Source organism: Paucilactobacillus wasatchensis (genome assembly GCF_000876205.1).
Classification (GTDB): domain Bacteria; phylum Bacillota; class Bacilli; order Lactobacillales; family Lactobacillaceae; genus Paucilactobacillus; species Paucilactobacillus wasatchensis.
The window spans coordinates 1-20,791 of record NZ_AWTT01000017.1; the positions used below are offsets into that span (position 1 = coordinate 1).

Here is a 20,791-nt window from a genome sequence, read left to right on the forward strand (position 1 = left end):
ATTAGATATGGTAGAGCCTTTATTGGTAATATGTTAATTATTTAAGCTACCATGCTAATTGTATATTGCAATTAACAATTGTAAAACTAGTTGTGTCATACAATAAGCTGTTATTTCAGTTAATAATGATCTGTTTTATTAAACAATAATTAAGCGCGTTCGTGGACAAATTGGTCCATAAAATCAGTTATTTTATGTAATTCATCCTCGGTTATGTCAGCATCCAGGTGGGCAGCCAAGATCCGTGCTGTATAATCAATTTGCTTTGGATCGACTTGTTCGTCCAAAAGTTCGCTAACTGTGACGTTAAAAAAATGGGCGATTTTCGCTAGTGCACTGATTCGTGGTGTTTTTAATCCAGTTTCCCAGTTGCTAATCTCTTGTTTTGAGAAGTGCAAAGTTTCAGCTAGATCTTTTTGGGTCAAATTATGGTTAGTTCTTAACTCTGCAATCTTTAAAGCTAGTGCAGGTCGATTTTCTCTTACCAGTGTAATTACCTCTTTCTTTATCGTAATTAATTATCATCATCCCATTTCATATGCTAGAAAAGCAAGCTGATTTTGCAAATCCTCATCGACTTCTAATTGAGGGCGTTACCATCTCTAATAATTCATTGCTTTAATTAGTGTTTCAGGTGCTAATTTTTAGACAAAGTAGTAAAATAATATTAAGAAAAGCTTAAGAAATTGAGAGGTGAAATCAATGGCAGAACCGCATAAAATTATGACCATTTTTGGGACGCGCCCTGGCGCTATTAAAATGGCACCAATCATTACTGCCATGCGTGCACTGCCAGAACAATTCGAACCTGTAGTGGTTGTCACAGCTCAACATCGTCGCTTACTGGATCAGGTGTTGAATTTTTTTGCGATTGAGCCAGATTTTGATCTCAACACAATGCAACCACGTGAAAGCTTGAGTGAACGTACTAGTAAAATGTTACACCATTTAGACAACGTGATTAATGCGGCACAGCCAGACATGATTTTAGTGGTCGGGGATGCATCGACTACGCTGGCTGCTAGTCTTGCTGCCTTTTACCATAAAATTCCTGTGGGCCACGTTGAAGCGGGATTGCGCACATACGACAAATATGCCCCATTTCCTGAAGAAATGAATCGCCGTTTGACAGATGTAGTCAGCGATCTATACTTTGCCCCGACTAAAATGAGCAGGGATAACTTACTCGCAGAGCATCACTCAATTGAAAATATTTTTGTCACTGGTAATACATCCGTGGATGCACTTGGATATACCGTAAGAGCGGATTATCATCACCCAGTGTTGGATCAAATCCCCAAAAATCATCGTATTCTATTATTAACCATGCAACGCCGTGAAAATCTCGGTGCACCTATGCGGCGTGTTTTCCATGCAATCAGAGATGTTGTCGAAACTAATCCAGACGTTGAATTGATTTATCCAGTCCATCCAAATCCTGACGTGGAGGCAATGGCCAAGGATTTGTTAGGGAAACGTGACCGAATTCATTTAGTTGAACCGCTAGATGTTCTCGATTTTCATAATTTTGCCGCCCGCAGTTACCTGATCTTGACGGATTCAGGTGGTATTCAAGAAGAAGCACCAACGCTGAATAAGCCGGTGTTAGTATTGCGGTCTGAGACAGAGCGTCAAGAGGGTGTGACAGCCGGGACTGTTCGGTTAGTTGGAACTTACCCAGAAGAAATTCAGCGCGCAGCGTTTGAGTTGTTGAATGATAATCGGGAGTACAAAAAAATGGCGCAGGCACCGAATCCATTTGGGGATGGTCGCGCTGCAGCCAGAATTGTAACAGCAGTACAAAACTATTTTGATAATGAACATTGAAAAAAATGGTGTTTCTCACGTTCTGAAAATAAAATGAGGCTGAAGCAAAAACGTAATTTTTTTGCTTCAGCCTATTTGCAGCTTATTATTTTTTTACTGTTTTAAAGATATACCATTTGGAAAAAACATAATTCACGATCACTACAAGCACGTTATCAATTAACTTAACGACCAGCGCATTCCAATGCAACAGTGAAATGCCAATGTACAGGATAATAATATCAATAATTAGGGTGAGCGCTCGAAAAAAATAAAATTCGAGGAACTCAACGATAAACGCTTTAACCGTTGTGTAATGAGATGAAAACACCCAGACCTTATTAGTTAAATAGGCCACCAACACGGATAAAAACCAAGCAATCACGTTTGCAAGCTGGTAATTCCAATGTAAGCCATCTAACCCAGCAAACACGCCCAAGTTAACTAGTGTGGTGACGCCACCGAAAAAGATATAGGCAATCATCGATTGATATTTTTTAAATAAAGTTACCACAATATCTCCTCCGGTTAGTCCGTGGTATTCGCTTTAGCAACCAACTGTTCGACCATGGTTGTCAAAGTTTTGATATCATCGGTGTCTGGTTCTAAATCAATCTTCACAAGGTCAGCGCCGCGAGTAGCGCCTGATTTATCAAAGGCAGCCGCAAACTTGTCGACCGCCACGTTGTAATCGTCTAAATAAAACGTGTCACCAGATCCGGCCACTCCATAAATTTTTCCAGCGAGCTCCATTTCCTGTAGGTCTTCGTAAAAATCAAGTCCTTCTTCAGGTAAAGCACCCTCATCATACGTGTAGGGACAAACCACACAAATATCAACATCCGCAAAATCACTGGGATCAGCCTGAGTGATTTCAACCTCTTCCACGTCGACATCGAGGTCTTCAAATGCTTCGGTAACGATATCGGCGACGTCCTCGTTATTACCGGTGATGGTTGCGAATACAACTAATGCGCTGGCCATATTAACTCCTTCTTCCGTTTAAAATTCAATCAACATAGTATACCAGAATTTGGCGGAACACAACAACATTGGATGTAAAAGGAATAATTATATGATGGTTGTTTAATAAATATTTGTGCAAAAAAAGATAGGAAAGTTTGATTTCCTATCTTGCAGCTTAGACTAGTAGTCTTTGTAGGTAGTCGTGACTAAAAGCGGCATACCTAGGATAATTCAGCACTGTAGTTTAATATTGGCGAACGCCGTGTTGATAAACTTGCTTACCAGCTTGTTGCACAGCCTTGATGTTTTCTAGTGGATTATCATTTAACACAAGAAAATCAGCAAACTTATTTTGTTCCAAGGTACCATATTCGTCGTCAATTCGCATTAGTGAGGCGGAATTTTGACTTGAAGTTTGCAGTGCTTCAAATGCTGTTGCTCCTTGTTGCACCATCAAATCGAGTTCAACTGGGGTCATAGTAAAGTCATTGAACGGTGTTCCAGCATCGGTACCTAATGTGATTTTAACGCCTTCATGCCAGGCATGCATAATGTTTTTGTATAAATCATCCAATGCATCAGCAGCCTTTTTTATTTCCCAGTTAGGTAACTTACCGACCGCATATTCAGGAATAGCCCAGTCAGCCACAAACGTTGGAGTTAAGTAAGTACCTTTTTCGAGCATTAATTTGATTTCTTCTTCGTTAACATAAAAACCATGTTCAATTGAATCAACACCAGCGACTATCGCATTCATGATACCTGGGTTACCTTCAGCATGGGCAGCAATAATGCGGCCCTTATGGTGTGTTTCTTCAACGGCAACTTTCATTTCAGCTACAGTCAGTTGAGGGTCATCCATAAAGTCACCAGGAGTCATAACGCCACCGGTAGCCATCATTTTAACGGCCATTGAACCTTTTTTTAGGCCCTGGCGAACAGCCTTGCGCATTTCATCAGGAGAATCGACCAGATGACCAAAGTTAGGAAAATCACCATGACCACCAGTCATTGAAAATGGGCGACCGGAGGGCATAATGTTGGGAACGTGGTCTAGTTGATGGTTCTCACGTAGTTGGTTCAATGTGATATCAATATCAAATGAGCTACCACATTCACGGATGTAAGTGACGCCAGATTTCAGTAAATCATGTAGGTTAGAAACGGCTCGAACAGTCGTCTCAATAACGTTAGCGCCAGTGCCACCATCTCCACGAGTAGGGTTCATTGTGATGTGTGTGTGGGCGTTAATCAGACCGGGCATGACGTATTGATTTTTTAAATCAACACTGCTATCCGCTTGGCCGGCAGGTGTGCCTGTGCCCAAAGCGACTAGTTTGCCGTTTTCGTCAACGGTGAACCAGGATTCAGGACTGACTTTGTTATGTACGCCATCGAATAAATTAAAATTATAGTAAGTAGTTGTGCTCAAAAGTAAGATCTCCCTTGATTTTTAGTTTAATTAAAAATCGATTAAACTATTATGAACAAACTATCATAATGAGAGTAGTTATTACAAATAAGATTTAAGTGTGAGAAGTGTAAAGTAGCGGAGATAAGTAACATTATGGTAAATTAATATTTGATGAAAAAACCCGCTAATTACAATAATTTGTAATTAACGGGCTTTTTGGATTTACTGAGTTGCTTCTAATTAATCAACTCACCAGCGTTTGGATCATTATTAACTTTATTGTTGTAACTATCACTAGGATCATTTTGCATCATGTTTTTACCTGATTCATAGGTAGCACTACTACTGGAGCTTGTGACGCCAGCATTCGGATCGTTGTTAACTTTGTTATTGTAGCTATCTGATGGATCATTTTGCATCATGTTTTTGGCTGACTCATAAGTAGCAGAACTACTATTTGTACTGTAACTGGGTTTAGTTGCAGTGGTAGTGGAGCTCGCACTAGCACTATTTACCGCAGCACTGGATGAAGTAGCTCAAAGCACACTAGTGGTAGCGGTACTTGGTTTAGTTGCTTTCGTTGCTGCTTTGGAGCTGGTTACTTGTGACGATGACGAATTGTCGGTGGCTTTAGTGTTAACACTAGCACAACCGGCTAAGGATAATGATAAAACAAGCAAGGTACTGAGCCGAATAATTTTTTTCATGATAAGCACCCCTTTCGTTCCAAAAAATGTAACACTTCTGTAACATTTCTTTCACCTTCATTATAAATCATCGTCACTAAAAAGCCACACAAATCGCCTTCAAAATTGTTATATTTTAGTAAAGCTAAATTGATCAAAAACACCCAGAATGAACAAAAACAATTCTAGTAGTATAATGATCGAGAACAGAAATTTAGTTGGAGGAGTCTCATATAAATGATTAGTTTGAAGTCACCACGAGAAATTGAAGAAATGAAGAAGTCTGGCGCTATTCTGGCGGGCATGCATATCGGATTGCGTGACATTATCAAACCAGGGATTTCAAGCTGGGAAATTGAAGAGTTTAGTCGCCACTACATCGAAAGCCACGACGCAATTGCGGCACAAATCGGGTTTGAAGGGTATAAATACGCTACCTGTGTCAGTGTGAATGACGAAATTTGTCATGGCTTTCCACGTAAAAAGCTGATGCTAAAAAATGGTGACCTAGTCAAGGTAGATACAGTTGTCAATTTGGATGGTGCTTTCAGTGATTCTTGCTGGAGTTACGCCGTTGGAGAACCCAGTCCTGAAGTTAATAAATTAATGGAAGTTACCCACAAGGCAATGTATTTAGGCATTGATCAGTGTGTGATTGGTAACCGAATTGGTGACATTGGCTCTGTAATTCAAGACTATGTTGAAAATCAAAATGGTTATGGGGATGTGCGGGAGTTCATTGGTCATGGTATTGGACCCACAATGCACGAAAAGCCTGACGTACCTCATTATGGTGAAGCTGGTCATGGACTTCGGTTAAAAGAAGGCATGACAATTACGGTTGAACCAATGGTTAATATTGGTACATGGCAGGCAGATACCAGTGATCCAGATGGCTGGTTGGCAAAAACAGCTGATGGTAGTTTGAGCTGTCAATATGAACACACACTAGCTATTACAAAAAAGGGACCTCAAATTTTGACTTCACAGGATCCTGAATTTGATGCTAAGTATTTGTTTTAAATTTTCATGTTGTAACGATTAACTTTTACTTACTGGTACTTAACAATGTAATTGAGCAAGTTTAATAACCACCAACACCCAGACTGATATTACAGCCTGGTTTTTTTTTGGTAGACAGTCGTCATCACTGTTTGACCAATTAAAGCGACAGACTATTAGGTAGCTGTTGAAATAAAAATTAACTGCAATCTTAATCTAAAGCCTATGTACGGCTAAGATTGGTTTCACTTATACGCTTCGTGTATAATCAGAATTGTAGCAACTGAACAAATTTACGTAGAGAGGGACAATTTATGCGACAGTCGGCGTTTAACAAGGTGACTATTTTTTTTAAGGTGTTCTTCAAGCATTATGGTATGGCAGAGGTCTCGTCATCAGCGATCGTGTTGGCGTACTATTCGTTGTTGTCTATCTTTCCAGCTGTCATCATGGTCGGTAATATTTTGCCATTGGTGGGGCTCAGTGCCAATACCGTCTTGAATTATTTGTCGACCGCAATTCCACCGACCGTGTATGACTTCATTCGGCCACTAATTTCAGATTTTTTGCGCAATGGAAGTGGCAGCTTATTGTCAATTGGTGCGATTGTGACTTTGTGGTCAACGAGCCAAGCTGTAGCCGCATTTCAGCGGAGTGTTAATCGGGCTTATGGGGTGGCACAAAATCAAAATGCAATTGTGAACCGAGTGGTTTCATTTATCTGGATGATTGTTGTGATTGGCATTATGGCCGCAATTATTATTTTCTTTAGTGTTGGGCAATTATTACTGGAGCAATTGCAGCCGATTATTCACATTGACATGAGCCTAATCAAATTTGTGGCGTCGATTAAGTGGCCCATCACATTCGGTGGTCTGTTTATCACCCTCTGTCTGCTTTATTATTTTGTTCCTAATGCACGGGTTAAATGGCGCTATGTATTTGGTGGTGCACTGCTAGTAACGATCTTGTGGATGCTGTTATCCCAAGTATTTTCGCTGTATACTCATTTATTTGCGCGAACAGTGACCTCGTATAAAACAGTTGGGGTCTTCATTGTCTTGATGATTTGGCTCGACTTGTCGGGGATGATTGTCATGATTGGAGCCACGTTGAATGCCACAATTCAATCGTTGTATGAAGGTAAAATTGATGAGAAGACACGACTGTTGGAACATGTGTTCAGCAGAATTAGACATAAAGGCAAATAAAACCCCACTTCGATTAGGAAGTGGGGCGTGTTTGGTTAAACGGTCGGAACGGGTTCTTCAGAGGCACTATAAACTGGCGTAACCGTTGTTTCAATGTACTTAGCTGAAACAGGTTGAGCGTAGATCTTTTCGCCATTTGAAACGAATAAATCCAGTTCGGCTAGTTTGTCCATGGTTGCTTTAACGGTTTTGGCATCCAAATTATCATTAGCATATGCCAGTTTTAAAGTATGGGTTTTACCTAAATTGCCTTTAAACAATAAATTAAGTGATTTCATATTCTATTCATCCTTTCAAAATTAAGTTTACTTAGGGTCGAGTTGGTGAGAAACGGTCACGATTGCATTGTCGAACTTATCTGGGGTAATCGTTTCTAATAGTGCACCGAGAGATTGAATTTGTTCATCTTTAGCGTCTTCAGGCAAGTGACTCAATGTGCGAGCAATTCCTTTTTCATGGCCTGCTCCCACCATCATCAATTGAACCTTAGCGTTGGTAAATGTTCGAATCATATTAAAAACTCCTTTTTAGTTTATTTGGTAAGTGGCGGCCGCGCCTTACATTTGTAATAACGAAATGAGAAATGAAAAGTAAACCAAATTAAGGCAACTATTTTAAAATGGCCGTACTTAGCTTATAATCATTACTGGTGTATTCACATTTTAAGGAGTTTTCAATGAAAAAAAAAATTACCAAAATCGAAACTCAAAAACGACCTGGTCGCTATAATATTTATTTGGACCAAAAATATGCATTCTCTGTCAGTGAAAGTGTGTTGATTAATTTTCGCTTGGCTAAGGGGATGGAGATTGATGAACAGCTGCAGAAAGTGATTTTGGCAGATGATGATGTTGCTAAGGCATATAGTAAGGCATTAAATTATCTCGCTCACCAATTACGAGCAGAAAGTGAAGTCATTTCCAAGCTGAAGGAACTTGAATTAGATGATGGCGTAATCGAGGAAGTGCTGCAAAAATTACGGGACCAAAACTTACTTGACGACCAAAATTATGCGGATAGCTATGTGCGAACGATGATGTTGACGTCTGATAAGGGTCCCACAATTATTAGACAAAACTTGAGAATGAAGAAAATTGGTGAAAATTTGATTGATCGAGCGCTGGAACAGTATCCAGAAAATGAATTAATGGAAAATGGCATTAAGTTGGCAGAAAAGCAGTTAAAGCATTATCACCATTTTCCAACCAAAACACGACTACAAAAAGTCCGCCAATCAATGATGACAAAGGGATTTAAAAGCGATTTAATTACCAAAATTTTAGATAATATTACCATTGAAGAGGATCCGGATGAGGAATGGGAGGATCTGAACGTGCAAGCTGAGAAGATTTGGCATCGTAATCGGAAGTATGATTCGCGTGAACGGATTATGCGGACAAAGAGGAGTTTGTATGGAAAAGGGTATTCGATGGAACAGATTAATCGGTGGGTTGAGGAACGTAGTGCAGGTGATGAATAATTATTTTATGGGAGAATTTTGATTTTGACAAATTTTAAATTATTTATAAAACAAAAGAAAATAGATGTTTTGATAATCTTATCAGTAGTTTCGTTCATAATAATACTGCCCCAGATATATGAGCATGCCATTATTATTTCAGGGGATTCTGTTTTTCATATGAATCGTTTTTATGAAACGTACAAACAAATAAAAACCGGTAATTTCAGTTATTTTCAATCACTTTATGGTTTTAACGGATCGGCACGAATTGTAAATGCTCTTTATGGGCCTTACTTATCCTATCTGATGGGTTTTTTATTACTGATAGTAAAAAGTTGGTTTAAGTTTCAACTAATTACAAATTTTTTGCTATTAGTAGTTTCTGGACTTTCAATGTTTTTACTAGCCAGAAAAGTAAAAGTTAGAAAATGGATTGCAATTGTAATGGCAATTATGTATATGTGTACGCCTTGGGTTGGGAATAGTTCATTTACTGCAGTTGGTGCTTCATTATTTCCGCTGGTATTTATTGCCGGAATTTCAATGTTCGATCAGACTAAACCTATATCAATCTTGAAACTTTCATTATTAATGGCAGTGTTAGTTCAGATACATATGTTCACTAGTTTTTTAGCAGTGATCGTATTGATACCATTTTCTATCGTTGCCGTGATTTTGAATAAAAACAGAGCTCAACTAGTATTCAGAGTGATTATATCTGCAATTATTACCATGTTGCTCACCAGTAATGTTTGGGGTGCAATGTTTGAAGTTATGGCTAATAACCATATATTAACTGTTTTTCCAAATGAAATGTCAGGTTCAGTAATGCATTTTTCGGCGATACAGTTTAGCTTATTTGACTATGGACTGTATTCTGCCATTTTTGCTTTTGTTGTAGTTAGGTCATTTGTTTTGTGGAAAAAAATTGATGTAATTCAAAAGATGACAACTTTGTTAGGTGTCTTTTTTTTGATTTTGTCTACATCGTTATTTCCTTGGCGATTCGCTGAATTTCACTTTCCATTTCTTCGAACTCTTATTCAGTTTCCAGAAAGGTTTTCAGTTGTAGCATTTGTGGCAATGATCTTAAGCATGGGCATTTCGCTTGAGTCAAGTGAAATTTTAAATTTAAAAAAAGTAAAGGTTGGTGTCAAAATATTATTCTTAGCTTTCACAGCTTTACTTGTTCTAAATGCAAATTCTATTTACGGTTCTGTGGTCAGTTACTGGAATACTAGTAAACCATTTGGAAATGCTGCAATGCCTCTGACAAAAAATATAGATAAAATTAAGAATGGTTTTAAAAATTCTGATAATCTTGGTCAAGGATTTGAATATCTTGCAAAAGTAAATCCTGACTACTTGCCAATTAAGCAAAAAATTAATAATAGTGAATCATATAATAAACTTAACCCCTACGTATTGTATTACCAGGAAGTAAGTTTAAATAAAGTAAAAACAAAACGGCTAATAACTAAGGATGGGAAAATTGAAATCACTTGGAAAAATGGTGGAAGTAAAAAGAAATTTATTAAATTACCTATTGTTAAATATGCAAATAGCAGGATCTATGTTAATAATCGGGAGGGTACAAAAAAAGTAGTTAAATCTTCCGAAATCGGTGTTGTTTCAGTTAATTCAAATGTTGGAAAAAATAAGCTCACTATTCAATATGTTCCGGAAAAGGCAACCAGAATATTATTGCTAACTAATCTATTGTCGTGGTCATTATTCATGCTAGTTTCTATGTTTAATTACGTTAAAACAAAGTTAAAAAATAAATATGTAAATTAAGTATTTATATTTGTTGCGATTAAATAAATTGAAAGATCAAAGCAATAATACATGTCAATTCCTTTCGGTTCACCTGTTAAAATATGACATCGTTACCAAATAGATAAAAGTCATCCCAGTTTTGATTTTGTATAGAAATTCTCAGTTTCAAAATGAGTCAACTAGTTAAAATAATAATATGATCCAGCTCACGCTTAGAGATCTGATTGGTTTACTCAACTTTTAAAAAGATACCTTTTGCACCATCATTAAGATATTTGTTGTCTATTTTTTGCTCTGAACAATCCGTGTTCTTTCCTTCAGAATTGTGATTTTTCCGCGCTCAGAAGTAGTTAAAGTTGCTGTGGGTTCAGTATTTTCATTATCATCCGTCCTAATGTCATGTACCGACTTTGCAGAAAAAGAAGATATGTAAAAATGGTAATAACATATATTGAGTTGGTGGCGCTGATGTAATGCAAACTAAGACTTGACAGATTCAAAAATCTATTGAAACAGAGTTAGCTCTGGTTGGAAATTCACCTTAAGACTGGAAGAGTGGCAGGACCAAAGCTTTAATTGTAAAAAGATTGTTTGACTGTCTTCCTTTTGTTCATCGGTTTTTTAGCATTGCTGGAATCAGCTTTGAAAACTACACATCTACTATCACTTACACTAAATTTAAGTCAGGTGTTGAAGCCTCACACAGTATTATGAGGCGTGGAATTATCTTCTTTATGGAAAATGTTGGACATGTAGAAACATATTTTGAAAACATTTTTTTCTTACATGATTCTCCCCGTTCTTAAGCTGTCGGTTTTGTTGTTAATAATATATAGGAATATGGTAAAACATATGCTCCAATTGCTAGTGTGTCTGTTAGAATAACCACATAGTATTTAGAAACTGAATTAAAGAAAGCATTGCCTTTCAGGCAATGCTTTCTTTCTCAAGACAACAAATGAAATAATATTGTAAAGATTATTTATATTATCTTGTGATAATATAAAGTAAAAGTTTTAAGGTTTAATAAAGGTGTGGAGGATGGAACTTGAAAAAAGAATGGAAATATAAAGGAATAAAAAGTACGTTGAGCTGGTCATCAACGGCATTAGCGGTTATAGCTTTCGGAGTTAGCTTGTCAATTGCTACTGCGGCTAGTGCAGATGCCACTGATAGTAATGTTGTATCAAGTACGGAAAGCTCAGTTGTAACCAGCGCAGTTGGATCAGCTTCAGATAGTAATAGTGTAGCAAATGTAAACTCAGTCACTGCGGTTACATCATCCAATGCGGAAAGTGCCAGCAGTGCTAATGAGCATAGTGATGATGTTGCAAGTAGTCTTAATGTACCTTCATCCAGTGATGAAACAGCCACAAGTAGTGCAACAAATTTGGGTGACGCAACTGGTGATGAAGTTACTGCAGCGAAGGAAAGTGCTGCAAGTGTCTATAGTGAAACAGGAGTGGCACAAACATTAACAAGGTCTGATGCAACCTCAGCGACTGTTGCAAATGGTTGGGTAACTGAATCAGGCACACCAATATTTCTACAAAAATGGTTTAAAAGCTAACGGCTATCTTAACGATGGGACTAATTGGTATTTGTTCAAGGATGGTATTCGACAAAGTGATGTGCAAAGTTGGGCTGGAACGTATTACTACTTTGATCATGCAACATACCTACGAGTTGATAATGCTTACAAGAAATCAAATTGGGGCGATTATTATCTATTTGGTTCCGACGGGCGCATCCAAACACAAGTTCAGAAGTGGGCTGGAACATATTATTATTTTGATAAAAAAACTTATCTTAAACGGACTAATGCTTACCTGAAGTCACAATGGGGTGGATATTATCTATTTGGTTCTGATGGACGTATTCAAACAGGCGTGCAAAAGTGGGCAGGATCGTACTACTATTTTGATAAATCTACTTACCTTAAACGGACTAATGCGTATTTGAAATCGCAATGGGGTAGTTGGTATCTGTTCAAATCAAGTGGTAAAATTGCATCCGGTTGGTTCACATATGGAGTTTCAAGTTACTACTTTAATCCATACACATACTTACTAGAAAAAACGGTATCTAGTAAGATGAGTGGTCAGGTTTACGGTTGGACAATTGGTGACCCAATGCGGCCAAAAATCACTGCTGTAGATATTTCTTCATATCAATCAGGATTAACACAGGCTAATTACAATACCTTAAAATCACTTGGTGTGAAAACTGTTATTGTTAAATTAACTGAAGGTTCATCATATAACAATCCATATGCTGCAACTCAAATAAAGAGGGCACAGTCGGCTGGCTTGAACGTGGCTGTGTATGATTATGCCAAATTTAGCACTACTACTGCAGCTGCTAGCGAAGCTAAGTACATGATTACTTACTTAAAAAAATATGGTATTTCGAAGAGTGTCACAGTAATTGCAGATATGGAAGATACTTCAACTTATAGCTCTAATGCAGCTAACAATTTGAATAAATTCTGGTCTACATTGAGTGCAAGTGGATATACTAATCACGTTGTGTACACATATGTTTCATACAAGTATCGTGACGCCGTTGTTTTAACTGTTGGTAAAAGTAAAACATGGATTGCACAATATCCATATTCACCATTTGTTAACACTTTTTGGGATAGCTCATATGGTGCTTGGCAAGTGAGTTCACAAGCGTATCTGCCCGGTTATAGTGGTAATATCGATGTTTCTGTTGACTACAACGGGCTTTTAGCTAATATGTAAGTAAATCAAAAGGACGATAATCATAAAACTTGATTATCGCCCTTTTTAGCTATATACGTTTTTTAATTAATTTCCAGCATTTGGATCATTGTTTACTTTGTTATTATAACTGTCACTTGAACCATTTTGCATCATGTTTTGATTTGAGGATGACGCTGATGAACTTGATGAAGTACCCGTAGAATCTGAACTACTAGATGAACTGGTAGAACTATTTACCTGTGAATCAACTGTAGAACTAGAAGAGCTTTTTTTACTAGGTTTGCTTGATGAATTATTTGAATCGTGATTTGAATTGGATGCATTTGAACAAGCGGATAAACTAAATAACAAAAATAGCACAGTAAGTAATTGAAGCATTTTTTTCATTTTAATGTCCCTCCCAATAAATTAAGTATACATTATAATTGTATACTTATCGGATTTTTTTAAAATTCTTAGTTCTAAGATAAATTTACCTTTTGTATTATGTCATTTACTGTTAAAATAGTATCCGTGTGTTTATTTTGAAAGGTATGGATCTGATGAAAAAATTATCCATTATCGTACCATGTTTTAACGAAGAGGATACGATACCAATTTTCTTTAAAACTGTTGATGAAGTTTTACATACAATCTCTGATATTAACGCAGAGTATTGGTTTATTGATGATGGTTCAAGCGATAACACAATAGAGGAAATTCATAAATTAAATGTTGAAAATACTGAAAAGGTGCATTTTGTATCTTTTTCTCGTAATTTTGGAAAAGAAGCCGCATTATATGCTGGTCTGCAGTCAGCAACAGGCGATTATATTGTTGTAATGGATGTAGATTTACAAGATCCACCTGAACTATTGCCTAAAATGTACGCGTATCTCAAAGATGGTTCATATGACTGTGTTGGAACACGACGTACAAGCCGTGAGGGAGAACCGATAATTAGATCATTTTTTGCAAACCAATTTTATAAGTTAATCAATTCAATTTCTAGTACTAACATTGTTAATGGTGCGAGAGATTATCGGATGATGACTCGGCAAATGGTTGATGCAATCTTATCAATGACGGAATATAATCGATTTTCAAAAGGTATTTTTAGTTGGGTTGGCTTTAAAACTAAATTTATTGAATATCATAATATTGAAAGAGTAGCTGGCAATACAAGTTGGTCTTTTTGGAAATTATTTAAATATTCTATTGATGGGATTATGGATTTTTCTGAAATACCGTTATCAATTGCATCATGGACAGGTGTGCTATCCTTTGTAAGTGCAATATTAGGATTACTATTCATCGTAGTACGATCAATTGTGATTCCTGGAAGTAGTGTATCGGGTTGGGCATCATTGGTATGTATTATCTTGTTAATTGGTGGGCTTGAACTACTGTGTTTAGGGATTATCGGAAAATATATTGGCAAAATTTATTTGCAGAGTAAAAATCGACCCATATATATTGTTAGAGAAAAGAAATAATTGGAATTAAGGATGTTGAGTGTGAGAATTGATACAAAAAAATTAAATCAACAGGTTGCCTATATAGTTGTTAAAAGACTATTTGACTTTTGCGCTTCTTTATTAGGATTAATCTGTCTTAGTCCACTTTTTTTAATTCTGGCATTTTTAATCAAATTGGATGATCCTAAAGGCTCTGTTTTTTATTCACAGCTGAGAGTTGGAAAAAATTCGGTTAATTTTCGAATGTTTAAGTTCCGCTCAATGGTTTCCAATGCTGATGAAATTAAAAAAAATTTAATTGGCCTAAATGAAGTTGGTGGTCCCATGTTCAAGTTGAAACATGATCCACGAATAACAAGAGTCGGTCGTGTTATTCGAAAGTACAGTCTTGATGAACTTCCTCAACTGCTGAATGTTATGTTAGGATCGATGAGTCTAGTTGGGCCACGGCCACCGTTAGTTACAGAAACTGAAAAGTATACGGAGTATGATCACCAAAGGCTCTTGGTAAAACCGGGCTGTACGGGTCTGTGGCAAGTTGGCGGACGAAACGACGTTGATTTCGATGAGATGGTCAAACTGGATCTTGAATACATTACTCATCGATCTATATGGCTAGATTTAAAAATTATTTTTAAGACGGTTTTAGTTATGATAAAACCGAACGGTGCGTACTGATATGGAGACTAGAAAAAATAAATTAGGTAAAGTCATTGCTGATGTGTCTTATATTAAGATAAACGCAAGTACGCTTTATTTTGTTGCATTCACGTTGTATCTGACGGTAGCTTTTCTTAAAACAACCATGATTACAGAATATTTATCAGCACACATATTAAATTATGGTGCATATTTGGCGATGGGTATTCTGTTTTTTAAGTGGTTGTTTTTTTCAGAATTCACTAAACAACAGTTGATATCTGAAATGCTAGTCATTGTTTTTTCAGGTCTATCGTGGGTTAAATCAGGAGATCCTTTAGCTTTTTATATGGCAATGTTGGTTATCACTGCAAGGGGACAAGACTTTAAAGAAATTTTAAAATGGTATGTAATATTAAGCAGTATAATATTGTTATTGACTATTTTGCTATCTGAAATTAGCATCATCAAGAATCTGTCTTATGTGAGGTTGGGACATATCAGGCAAGCTTTTGGCATAGTTTATCCAACTGATTTTGCTTCGCATGTTTTTTATCTTCTTCTGGCATATTGTTATTTGGGTTTCCACTCAATCAAGATGAAGCATTACCTTATTCTTTTTGTAATTGCAATTTTTATCTACTATTTAACCGATGCAAGGCTTGATACAATCTTAATTCTGGCTATCATTCCCGTAATGATGCTTGCTAGAAAAAAACAATATGCAACATTTGATTCATTGGGAATTCTTAATTATAGTTGGATGGTTACATGGATTTTGGCATATTTAGCTGTGACTGCTTCGATATTTTACAGTGCAAAAGGACCACTCAGTTTTATTAACAAACTTATCTCTTCTAGGATTTCTCTTAGTCACGGCGGCTTTACTGAGTATGGTGTTTCTGTTATTGGTCAACCAGTGAAGGAATATGGTTGGGGTGGTCTAAAAGGTTTTAAAAATTTTATTGTTGGCGGACAGTTGCATCAGTATTTTATGCTCGATTCTTCATTCATCAGGTTGTTATTAATTTATGGCACCATCATGTTTCTAATTACTATCATTGCGGTGTCATATACGGCATTAAAGGCTGTAAAAATTAAGAATTTCGCGCTTATAGCCGTTTTTTCATTAGTCGCATTGAGCTGCTTAATTGATCAGCACATGTTGGAATTAGCATACAATCCCTTTTACATTGCAATCTATGCAAGTATTGAAACAGGAACACAATTATATAAGAGAGTAGGAATAACATCATGAATCATTCATATACTTTAATGGATTTTTGTAAGTTAGTTTTAAAACACATTTTAACTATTATCATTTTTGCGTTAGCATTTGGTATTTTGCTAGGGGGTTATGCTAAGTTGAAGCAAACAACAACTTATAGCGCTCACCGGAATATTGTAGTTAGTCATAATGTCGACAAAGTAAATGCAAAGGACAAAAATTCGCGCGTCTTAGCGGATATGCAAATGATGACTACATACACTAAAGTGGCTGATGATCAGGCAATTTATAACAAAGCCCAAAAAATTCTGAAGAATAAATATCATCTGAAAATGGACACACAAATGATTAAATCTGCTGTAAAGATGGAATCTGAACCACAAACTGTGATTATGAGTGTGACTGCTTCTGGCAAAAAAGAAGGAAAGGTTGTTAAAATTGCAAATGCAACTAGTCTAGCAATTAAAGAAGAACTGCCTACTTTGATTAATAATACAGGTACAATTAAGTTATTATCACCTGCCATTAAATCCGATTTGAAGAGTACAACTGGCCCGTCAGCAAAAAAATATGCTGTTCTGGGAGTGGCCGCTGGTCTGTTTGTAGGATTAATCGTAGTTTTTGGTCGATATACAGTTATTGACTCAAAAGAATCCCAAAATAAGTAGGAGCACTAAATGAATATTAAAATTTTAGTTGCGGCTCATAAGCCATACAAAATGCCAAAAGACAAACAGCTGTATCTACCAATCTATGTTGGGCAAGCCTTGCATCCGGAGAACAAAATAGATGGATACACTGGCGACGACACCGGTGATAACATTTCGGCTAAAAATGGGTCTTTTAATGAACTAACTGCGATCTATTGGGCATGGAAAAATTTGAAAGCTGATGCTATTGGCCTTGACCACTACAGACGCTATATGAGTCTAAGTAGAAAAAAAGATATCAATTTAGCTTTGAATATTGACCAGGTTCAAGAACTACTTAAAAATCATGATATTATTTTGCCTAAAAAAAGAAACTATTTTATTCAATCAAACTATAATCACTACATTCACGCGCATCATAAGGAACCTTTGGAGGTAACAAAACAAATAATTGAAGATAGTTTTCCAGAGTATTCGGATTCATATCAGAAGATTATGGAACGTAAATCCGCCCATATGTTTAACATGTTTTTAATGAAGAAAGAAAAGTTTGACGCTTATTGCCAATGGATGTTCGCTATCCTTTTTGAACTGGAAAGGCGTACTGATATTTCAGATTATTCTGAATATGAGCAAAGAGTTTATGGGTTTGTCAGTGAATTATTATTGGATGTTTGGTTAGATAAAAACAACTACGACTATGCTGAAGTAAATTATGTGCATATGGAAAGTCAACACTGGTTGAAAAAGGGTTTTTCGTTTTTGCGTAGAATCGTTAGTAAGCCTGAAAATTAATGAGGTACTATTGTAATGGATAAGTTGGTAAGCGTGATTATACCTGTTTACAATGTGGCAGATTATTTACAACAGATAATTGATGATTTAGTGAAGCAAGAATTAATTAATTTTGAAGTCTTGCTGATTGATGATGGTTCCACAGATGGTAGTGGTGATTTGTGTGATAGTATTGCCTCACAATCGCCACTTCATGTGCGAGTAATTCATCAAAAAAATGGAGGTCTTTCCGCCGCAAGAAATAAGGGGATCGAAGCGGCCAAAGGTAGATATCTTACTTTTATTGATCCAGATGATCGAATAAATTCCAATTTTTTGTCTTACTTATTTGCACTCATTCAAAAATCTAATTGCTCAATGTCAGTTTGTTCACATATGATTGTGCGAGGCGGGAAAAAGAGCTTAGGAACAGATAATAGTGTTGAATATGACATTGTGACAGCCGATAGTTTTATTGAGGGGTTGTTATATCGCCAAAGATATGACACTTCTGCGTGGGCCAAAATGTATGATGAACGATTGTTTAGGGATGTTCGATTTCCTGTTGGTACACTGTATGAAGATTTGGGTACCACTTATAAATTAGCAATTAAAGCAGAGAAAATATGTGTCGGGAATCAGGCAAATTATTTTTACTTAATTAGGGACAAATCTATCACAAATGCCAAATTTTCGAACAATCAACTAGATTTTATTGAGGTCACTCAACAAATGAAAAGTGAAGTCGATAAGTTGTACCCAGCATTAATAAGTGCAACAGCAGAAAGACTTGTGTTTTCGTACATTAGTACATTGACCAAAACTTTTAATAGTCAACAAAATAAAGACTTAAAAGCAGTCCAAGTTAAATTGGTTGATTTTATTATTAAAAATAAAAAAGATATTATAAATAATAGCAAAAGTTCTATTCGAGACAAACTAAGTGTATATTTGTTAATGACTGTTCGGCTAACAGGCTTTCGTGTTTTTTGGAAATGTTATGAGGGTTTAAGGAGAATATAATAATGAAGATTGACATAGTATTGCCGTGGGTTGATGGCGGAGACCCTGTCTGGGCTTCAAAAAAATTACATTATCAAAATAATGGTGATGGAGATATCGATTATTCAGAAACTCAGGAGCTAAACGGCAATGAAAAGTATCGTGATTCTGGGACTTTGAAATATGTATTGCGCTCAATTGTTAAGTATGCACCTTGGGTAAACCATATCTATTTGGTAACGGACCATCAAGTTCCAGATTGGCTTACGACTGACAGTCCCTTACTTACTGTGGTTAACCATGATGAGTACATCCCCAAAAAGTGGTTACCGACTTTTAGTTCTAATCCGATTATCTTGAATAGTTTCAGAATCAATAATTTAAGTGAGCACTTTATTTTATTTAATGATGATATGATTTTGAATGCGAATGTTAAACCCACAGATTTCTTTAAGAACGATGGACTACCTGTGGATATTGGCGTTTATTCAGTTATTCCGAGCTTTGAAGATTTTTCGCATTTAATTTTAAATAATACAATTGTGGTCAATAAGCATTTTTCTAAATGGACGGGTATTAAGTCTAATTTTTTGGTTTTTTAATTTTAAATATGGGAAAAACTTGATGCGAACATTTCTTTCATTACCATGGCATGGTATAAGTGGCTTTTATAATCCGCATCTACCAATTCCGTACTTAAAGAGTACGTTTGAGAAAGTATGGCAAGAGGAAGACCAGTGGCTGTCGGAAACGTCTGCGCATAAGTTTAGAGAGAATACAGATTTGACAGACTGGGTTGTACGGTATTGGCAAATACAGTCAGGTCAGTTTCACCCTGGATCAATCAAATTTGGACAATATTATCTACAAAATCAAACAGCAGCAATAATGGAAGATTTGGCCCATGCTAAACATAAAATTGTATGCATTAATGACACCCCAATGACAAAGACCGATGAAATCGACGATCGAGTTGTTAGAGCATTAGAGAGTAAATTTGATTTTCATTCAAAACTAGAAAAGTGACGCAGAATTTTATTCTGTATACATATCTGTAGAAATAGGTGAATGTTATGAATAGTAGTACAGTTTGCGCTGTAGTGGTGACATATAATAAGATCGAACTTTTGAAAAAATGTCTTAGTTGTTTAAATCAACAAACCTTCCCATTTGCACATATAATTGTTGTTGATAATGCAAGTACAGACGGAAGCCAAGATTATCTACGGCAAATGGAGAAACAAGATGAGAGACTCATGCCAATTTTTTTGGAACATAATATTGGTGGTGCTGGCGGATTTAATGCAGGATTAAAACAATTTGCTGACACAAATGACGATTTTGTTGTTGTACTAGATGATGATTCTTTGCTTGAAATTGGATGTGTAAAAGAGTTCATTTTGGCAACTGAAAAATTTCCAAAATTCGGATTTATGTGTAGTAATGTAAGATGGAAAGACGGAACTGCCTGTTTAATGAATGTTCCGAAGGTCTCAGAAGGCCAATGGAGCGACTATATTGAGAACGGTGTAGTTAAGGTAGACACGTGTTCTTTTGTGTCAGTATTTATACCAAGGGAAGTTGTTACCGCGGTTGGTCTTCCAATCACTGACTTCTTTATTTGGGGTGATGATTTGGAATATACTGGGCGAATTAACGGATATTTTAAAGATCGCGAAAACTATCTACTTGCCTCGAGCAAAGTTTTACATGCCATGGGTCAAAATATAAATGTTGATATCATTAGCGACTCTGTTGACAGATTAGGTAGATATTACTATAGATATCGTAACCTTAATTATGTGAGCAGGAAAAAAGGATTTAAGGAAATTAGCAAATATACATTGAAATCAATTTTAACGATTTTTAAAATATTGAAGAGCAAAACGAGTCACAAGGGACGCCGTTGTGGTATCTTAATAAAAGGATTATTTAGTGGATTCGTGTTTAATCCAAAGGTAGAAATTGTTGATGACTAAAATTGGT

Annotated in this window: 26 protein-coding genes and 1 pseudogene; 18 read left to right on the plus strand and 9 right to left on the minus strand. The window is 36.4% G+C overall.

Going from position 1 to position 20,791, the window contains the following annotated elements; genetic code table 11:
• Nucleotides 1-149: 149 nt before the first annotated feature.
• Nucleotides 150-515 (minus strand): helix-turn-helix domain-containing protein, encoded by a 366-nt coding sequence (locus tag WDC_RS04175; protein ID WP_082040915.1) that lies wholly within the window; start codon nucleotides 513-515, stop codon nucleotides 150-152.
• A gap of 187 nt (nucleotides 516-702) precedes the next feature.
• On the opposite strand from WDC_RS04175, the gene wecB reads away from it, so the two are divergent.
• Entirely contained in the window at nucleotides 703-1,827 is a 1,125-nt protein-coding gene (gene wecB / locus WDC_RS04180) for a non-hydrolyzing UDP-N-acetylglucosamine 2-epimerase (RefSeq protein WP_044010578.1), read from the plus strand.
• Between the two features lie 85 nt (nucleotides 1,828-1,912).
• Here the strand turns inward: wecB and WDC_RS04185 are convergent, their stop codons facing one another.
• From WDC_RS04185 to WDC_RS09650, 5 genes are all read right to left on the minus strand, one after another.
• Entirely contained in the window at nucleotides 1,913-2,290 is a 378-nt protein-coding gene (locus WDC_RS04185) for a GtrA family protein (RefSeq protein WP_404824766.1), read from the minus strand.
• A 44-nt stretch (nucleotides 2,291-2,334) separates the two neighbouring features.
• Nucleotides 2,335-2,790, minus strand: a complete 456-nt coding sequence (locus tag WDC_RS04190) for a flavodoxin (protein ID WP_044010582.1) — start codon at nucleotides 2,788-2,790, stop codon at nucleotides 2,335-2,337.
• Between the two features lie 226 nt (nucleotides 2,791-3,016).
• Complete coding sequence (locus tag WDC_RS04195) at nucleotides 3,017-4,204, minus strand: metal-dependent hydrolase family protein (protein ID WP_044010584.1); 1,188 nt, start codon at nucleotides 4,202-4,204, stop codon at nucleotides 3,017-3,019.
• 218 nt (nucleotides 4,205-4,422) lie between these two features.
• A complete protein-coding gene (locus WDC_RS04200; protein ID WP_044010585.1) occupies nucleotides 4,423-4,608 on the minus strand; it encodes a hypothetical protein in 186 nt (61 codons plus the stop codon).
• 114 nt (nucleotides 4,609-4,722) lie between these two features.
• Nucleotides 4,723-4,893, minus strand: coding sequence for a hypothetical protein (locus tag WDC_RS09650; RefSeq protein WP_156126999.1), 171 nt, complete (start codon nucleotides 4,891-4,893; stop codon nucleotides 4,723-4,725).
• 216 nt (nucleotides 4,894-5,109) lie between these two features.
• On the opposite strand from WDC_RS09650, the gene map reads away from it, so the two are divergent.
• A complete protein-coding gene (gene map / locus WDC_RS04210) occupies nucleotides 5,110-5,895 on the plus strand; it encodes a type I methionyl aminopeptidase (protein WP_044010587.1) in 786 nt (261 codons plus the stop codon).
• 293 nt (nucleotides 5,896-6,188) lie between these two features.
• Nucleotides 6,189-7,085, plus strand: coding sequence for a YihY/virulence factor BrkB family protein (locus WDC_RS04215; RefSeq protein WP_044010588.1), 897 nt, complete (start codon nucleotides 6,189-6,191; stop codon nucleotides 7,083-7,085).
• A 35-nt stretch (nucleotides 7,086-7,120) separates the two neighbouring features.
• Here the strand turns inward: WDC_RS04215 and WDC_RS04220 are convergent, their stop codons facing one another.
• The gene (locus WDC_RS04220; protein ID WP_044010590.1) at nucleotides 7,121-7,363 is read right to left on the minus strand and encodes a DUF2922 domain-containing protein; all 243 of its coding nucleotides are present in this window, start codon (nucleotides 7,361-7,363) and stop codon (nucleotides 7,121-7,123) included.
• A gap of 27 nt (nucleotides 7,364-7,390) precedes the next feature.
• A complete protein-coding gene (locus tag WDC_RS04225) occupies nucleotides 7,391-7,597 on the minus strand; it encodes a hypothetical protein (protein ID WP_044010591.1) in 207 nt (68 codons plus the stop codon).
• A gap of 164 nt (nucleotides 7,598-7,761) precedes the next feature.
• Between WDC_RS04225 and recX the strand changes: the two genes are divergently transcribed.
• The 6 genes and pseudogenes from recX (at nucleotide 7,762) to WDC_RS10050 (ending at nucleotide 13,073) form a co-directional block, all read left to right on the plus strand.
• Nucleotides 7,762-8,565 carry a recombination regulator RecX gene (recX, locus tag WDC_RS04230; protein ID WP_044010594.1) on the plus strand — a complete coding sequence of 268 codons (804 nt, stop codon included), beginning with the start codon at nucleotides 7,762-7,764 and terminating at the stop codon, nucleotides 8,563-8,565.
• A gap of 24 nt (nucleotides 8,566-8,589) precedes the next feature.
• Entirely contained in the window at nucleotides 8,590-10,344 is a 1,755-nt protein-coding gene (locus WDC_RS04235; RefSeq protein ID WP_156127000.1) for a 6-pyruvoyl-tetrahydropterin synthase-related protein, read from the plus strand.
• A 569-nt stretch (nucleotides 10,345-10,913) separates the two neighbouring features.
• A complete protein-coding gene (locus WDC_RS10025) occupies nucleotides 10,914-11,132 on the plus strand; it encodes an NlpC/P60 family protein (protein ID WP_191978642.1) in 219 nt (72 codons plus the stop codon).
• A 242-nt stretch (nucleotides 11,133-11,374) separates the two neighbouring features.
• Nucleotides 11,375-11,896 carry a hypothetical protein gene (locus WDC_RS09375; RefSeq protein WP_052497790.1) on the plus strand — a complete coding sequence of 174 codons (522 nt, stop codon included), beginning with the start codon at nucleotides 11,375-11,377 and terminating at the stop codon, nucleotides 11,894-11,896.
• A pseudogene (locus tag WDC_RS10045) lies at nucleotides 11,871-12,395 on the plus strand (hypothetical protein); the annotation flags it as partial. The gene WDC_RS09375 and the pseudogene WDC_RS10045, both read left to right, overlap by 26 nt.
• A gap of 63 nt (nucleotides 12,396-12,458) precedes the next feature.
• Nucleotides 12,459-13,073, plus strand: a complete 615-nt coding sequence (locus tag WDC_RS10050; RefSeq protein ID WP_450088817.1) for a GH25 family lysozyme — start codon at nucleotides 12,459-12,461, stop codon at nucleotides 13,071-13,073.
• 66 nt (nucleotides 13,074-13,139) lie between these two features.
• On the opposite strand, the gene WDC_RS04250 is transcribed toward WDC_RS10050, so the two are convergent.
• Complete coding sequence (locus WDC_RS04250) at nucleotides 13,140-13,442, minus strand: hypothetical protein (RefSeq protein ID WP_044010597.1); 303 nt, start codon at nucleotides 13,440-13,442, stop codon at nucleotides 13,140-13,142.
• A 155-nt stretch (nucleotides 13,443-13,597) separates the two neighbouring features.
• On the opposite strand from WDC_RS04250, the gene WDC_RS04255 reads away from it, so the two are divergent.
• From WDC_RS04255 to WDC_RS04290, 9 genes are read left to right on the plus strand one after another with little or no spacing between them, the layout of a single operon-like run.
• Nucleotides 13,598-14,530: a glycosyltransferase family 2 protein gene (locus WDC_RS04255; protein WP_044010599.1), complete on the plus strand. Its 933-nt coding sequence runs from the start codon at nucleotides 13,598-13,600 to the stop codon at nucleotides 14,528-14,530.
• Between the two features lie 12 nt (nucleotides 14,531-14,542).
• The gene (locus WDC_RS04260; protein WP_044010636.1) at nucleotides 14,543-15,190 is read left to right on the plus strand and encodes a sugar transferase; all 648 of its coding nucleotides are present in this window, start codon (nucleotides 14,543-14,545) and stop codon (nucleotides 15,188-15,190) included.
• 1 nt (nucleotide 15,191) lies between these two features.
• Nucleotides 15,192-16,409, plus strand: coding sequence for a hypothetical protein (locus tag WDC_RS04265; protein ID WP_044010601.1), 1,218 nt, complete (start codon nucleotides 15,192-15,194; stop codon nucleotides 16,407-16,409).
• Nucleotides 16,406-17,047 (plus strand): YveK family protein, encoded by a 642-nt coding sequence (locus WDC_RS04270; protein ID WP_044010603.1) that lies wholly within the window; start codon nucleotides 16,406-16,408, stop codon nucleotides 17,045-17,047. The genes WDC_RS04265 and WDC_RS04270 overlap by 4 nt, the downstream gene beginning before the upstream one ends.
• A 9-nt stretch (nucleotides 17,048-17,056) precedes the next feature.
• Nucleotides 17,057-17,824, plus strand: coding sequence for a DUF4422 domain-containing protein (locus WDC_RS04275; RefSeq protein ID WP_044010604.1), 768 nt, complete (start codon nucleotides 17,057-17,059; stop codon nucleotides 17,822-17,824).
• 15 nt (nucleotides 17,825-17,839) lie between these two features.
• Nucleotides 17,840-18,826 (plus strand): glycosyltransferase family 2 protein, encoded by a 987-nt coding sequence (locus WDC_RS04280; RefSeq protein WP_044010606.1) that lies wholly within the window; start codon nucleotides 17,840-17,842, stop codon nucleotides 18,824-18,826.
• A gap of 2 nt (nucleotides 18,827-18,828) precedes the next feature.
• The gene (locus WDC_RS09820) at nucleotides 18,829-19,407 is read left to right on the plus strand and encodes a stealth family protein (RefSeq protein WP_225349614.1); all 579 of its coding nucleotides are present in this window, start codon (nucleotides 18,829-18,831) and stop codon (nucleotides 19,405-19,407) included.
• Nucleotides 19,408-19,429: 22 nt separating this feature from the next.
• On the plus strand, nucleotides 19,430-19,831 hold the full coding sequence (locus WDC_RS09825; RefSeq protein WP_225349615.1) for a stealth conserved region 3 domain-containing protein: 402 nt from the start codon (nucleotides 19,430-19,432) through the stop codon (nucleotides 19,829-19,831).
• Nucleotides 19,832-19,878: 47 nt separating this feature from the next.
• Entirely contained in the window at nucleotides 19,879-20,784 is a 906-nt protein-coding gene (locus WDC_RS04290; protein ID WP_044010609.1) for a glycosyltransferase, read from the plus strand.
• Nucleotides 20,785-20,791 lie beyond the last annotated feature (7 nt).

Excerpts from the sequence above, each read along its gene's own strand:
- wecB (WP_044010578.1), top strand. The coding sequence starts at position 703 with ATGGCAGAACCGCATAAAATTATGACCATTTTTGGGACGCGCCCTGGC.
- WDC_RS04185 (WP_404824766.1), bottom strand. The coding sequence starts at position 2,290 with ATGATTGCCTATATCTTTTTCGGTGGCGTCACCACACTAGTTAACTTG.
- WDC_RS04190 (WP_044010582.1), bottom strand. The coding sequence starts at position 2,790 with ATGGCCAGCGCATTAGTTGTATTCGCAACCATCACCGGTAATAACGAG.
- WDC_RS04200 (WP_044010585.1), bottom strand. The coding sequence starts at position 4,608 with ATGATGCAAAATGATCCATCAGATAGCTACAATAACAAAGTTAACAAC.
- WDC_RS09650 (WP_156126999.1), bottom strand. The coding sequence starts at position 4,893 with ATGAAAAAAATTATTCGGCTCAGTACCTTGCTTGTTTTATCATTATCC.
- map (WP_044010587.1), top strand. The coding sequence starts at position 5,110 with ATGATTAGTTTGAAGTCACCACGAGAAATTGAAGAAATGAAGAAGTCT.
- WDC_RS04215 (WP_044010588.1), top strand. The coding sequence starts at position 6,189 with ATGCGACAGTCGGCGTTTAACAAGGTGACTATTTTTTTTAAGGTGTTC.
- WDC_RS04220 (WP_044010590.1), bottom strand. The coding sequence starts at position 7,363 with ATGAAATCACTTAATTTATTGTTTAAAGGCAATTTAGGTAAAACCCAT.
- WDC_RS04225 (WP_044010591.1), bottom strand. The coding sequence starts at position 7,597 with ATGATTCGAACATTTACCAACGCTAAGGTTCAATTGATGATGGTGGGA.
- recX (WP_044010594.1), top strand. The coding sequence starts at position 7,762 with ATGAAAAAAAAAATTACCAAAATCGAAACTCAAAAACGACCTGGTCGC.
- WDC_RS10050 (WP_450088817.1), top strand. The coding sequence starts at position 12,459 with ATGCGGCCAAAAATCACTGCTGTAGATATTTCTTCATATCAATCAGGA.
- WDC_RS04250 (WP_044010597.1), bottom strand. The coding sequence starts at position 13,442 with ATGAAAAAAATGCTTCAATTACTTACTGTGCTATTTTTGTTATTTAGT.
- WDC_RS04255 (WP_044010599.1), top strand. The coding sequence starts at position 13,598 with ATGAAAAAATTATCCATTATCGTACCATGTTTTAACGAAGAGGATACG.
- WDC_RS04260 (WP_044010636.1), top strand. The coding sequence starts at position 14,543 with ATGTTGAGTGTGAGAATTGATACAAAAAAATTAAATCAACAGGTTGCC.
- WDC_RS04265 (WP_044010601.1), top strand. The coding sequence starts at position 15,192 with ATGGAGACTAGAAAAAATAAATTAGGTAAAGTCATTGCTGATGTGTCT.
- WDC_RS04270 (WP_044010603.1), top strand. The coding sequence starts at position 16,406 with ATGAATCATTCATATACTTTAATGGATTTTTGTAAGTTAGTTTTAAAA.
- WDC_RS04275 (WP_044010604.1), top strand. The coding sequence starts at position 17,057 with ATGAATATTAAAATTTTAGTTGCGGCTCATAAGCCATACAAAATGCCA.
- WDC_RS04280 (WP_044010606.1), top strand. The coding sequence starts at position 17,840 with ATGGATAAGTTGGTAAGCGTGATTATACCTGTTTACAATGTGGCAGAT.
- WDC_RS09820 (WP_225349614.1), top strand. The coding sequence starts at position 18,829 with ATGAAGATTGACATAGTATTGCCGTGGGTTGATGGCGGAGACCCTGTC.
- WDC_RS09825 (WP_225349615.1), top strand. The coding sequence starts at position 19,430 with ATGCGAACATTTCTTTCATTACCATGGCATGGTATAAGTGGCTTTTAT.
- WDC_RS04290 (WP_044010609.1), top strand. The coding sequence starts at position 19,879 with ATGAATAGTAGTACAGTTTGCGCTGTAGTGGTGACATATAATAAGATC.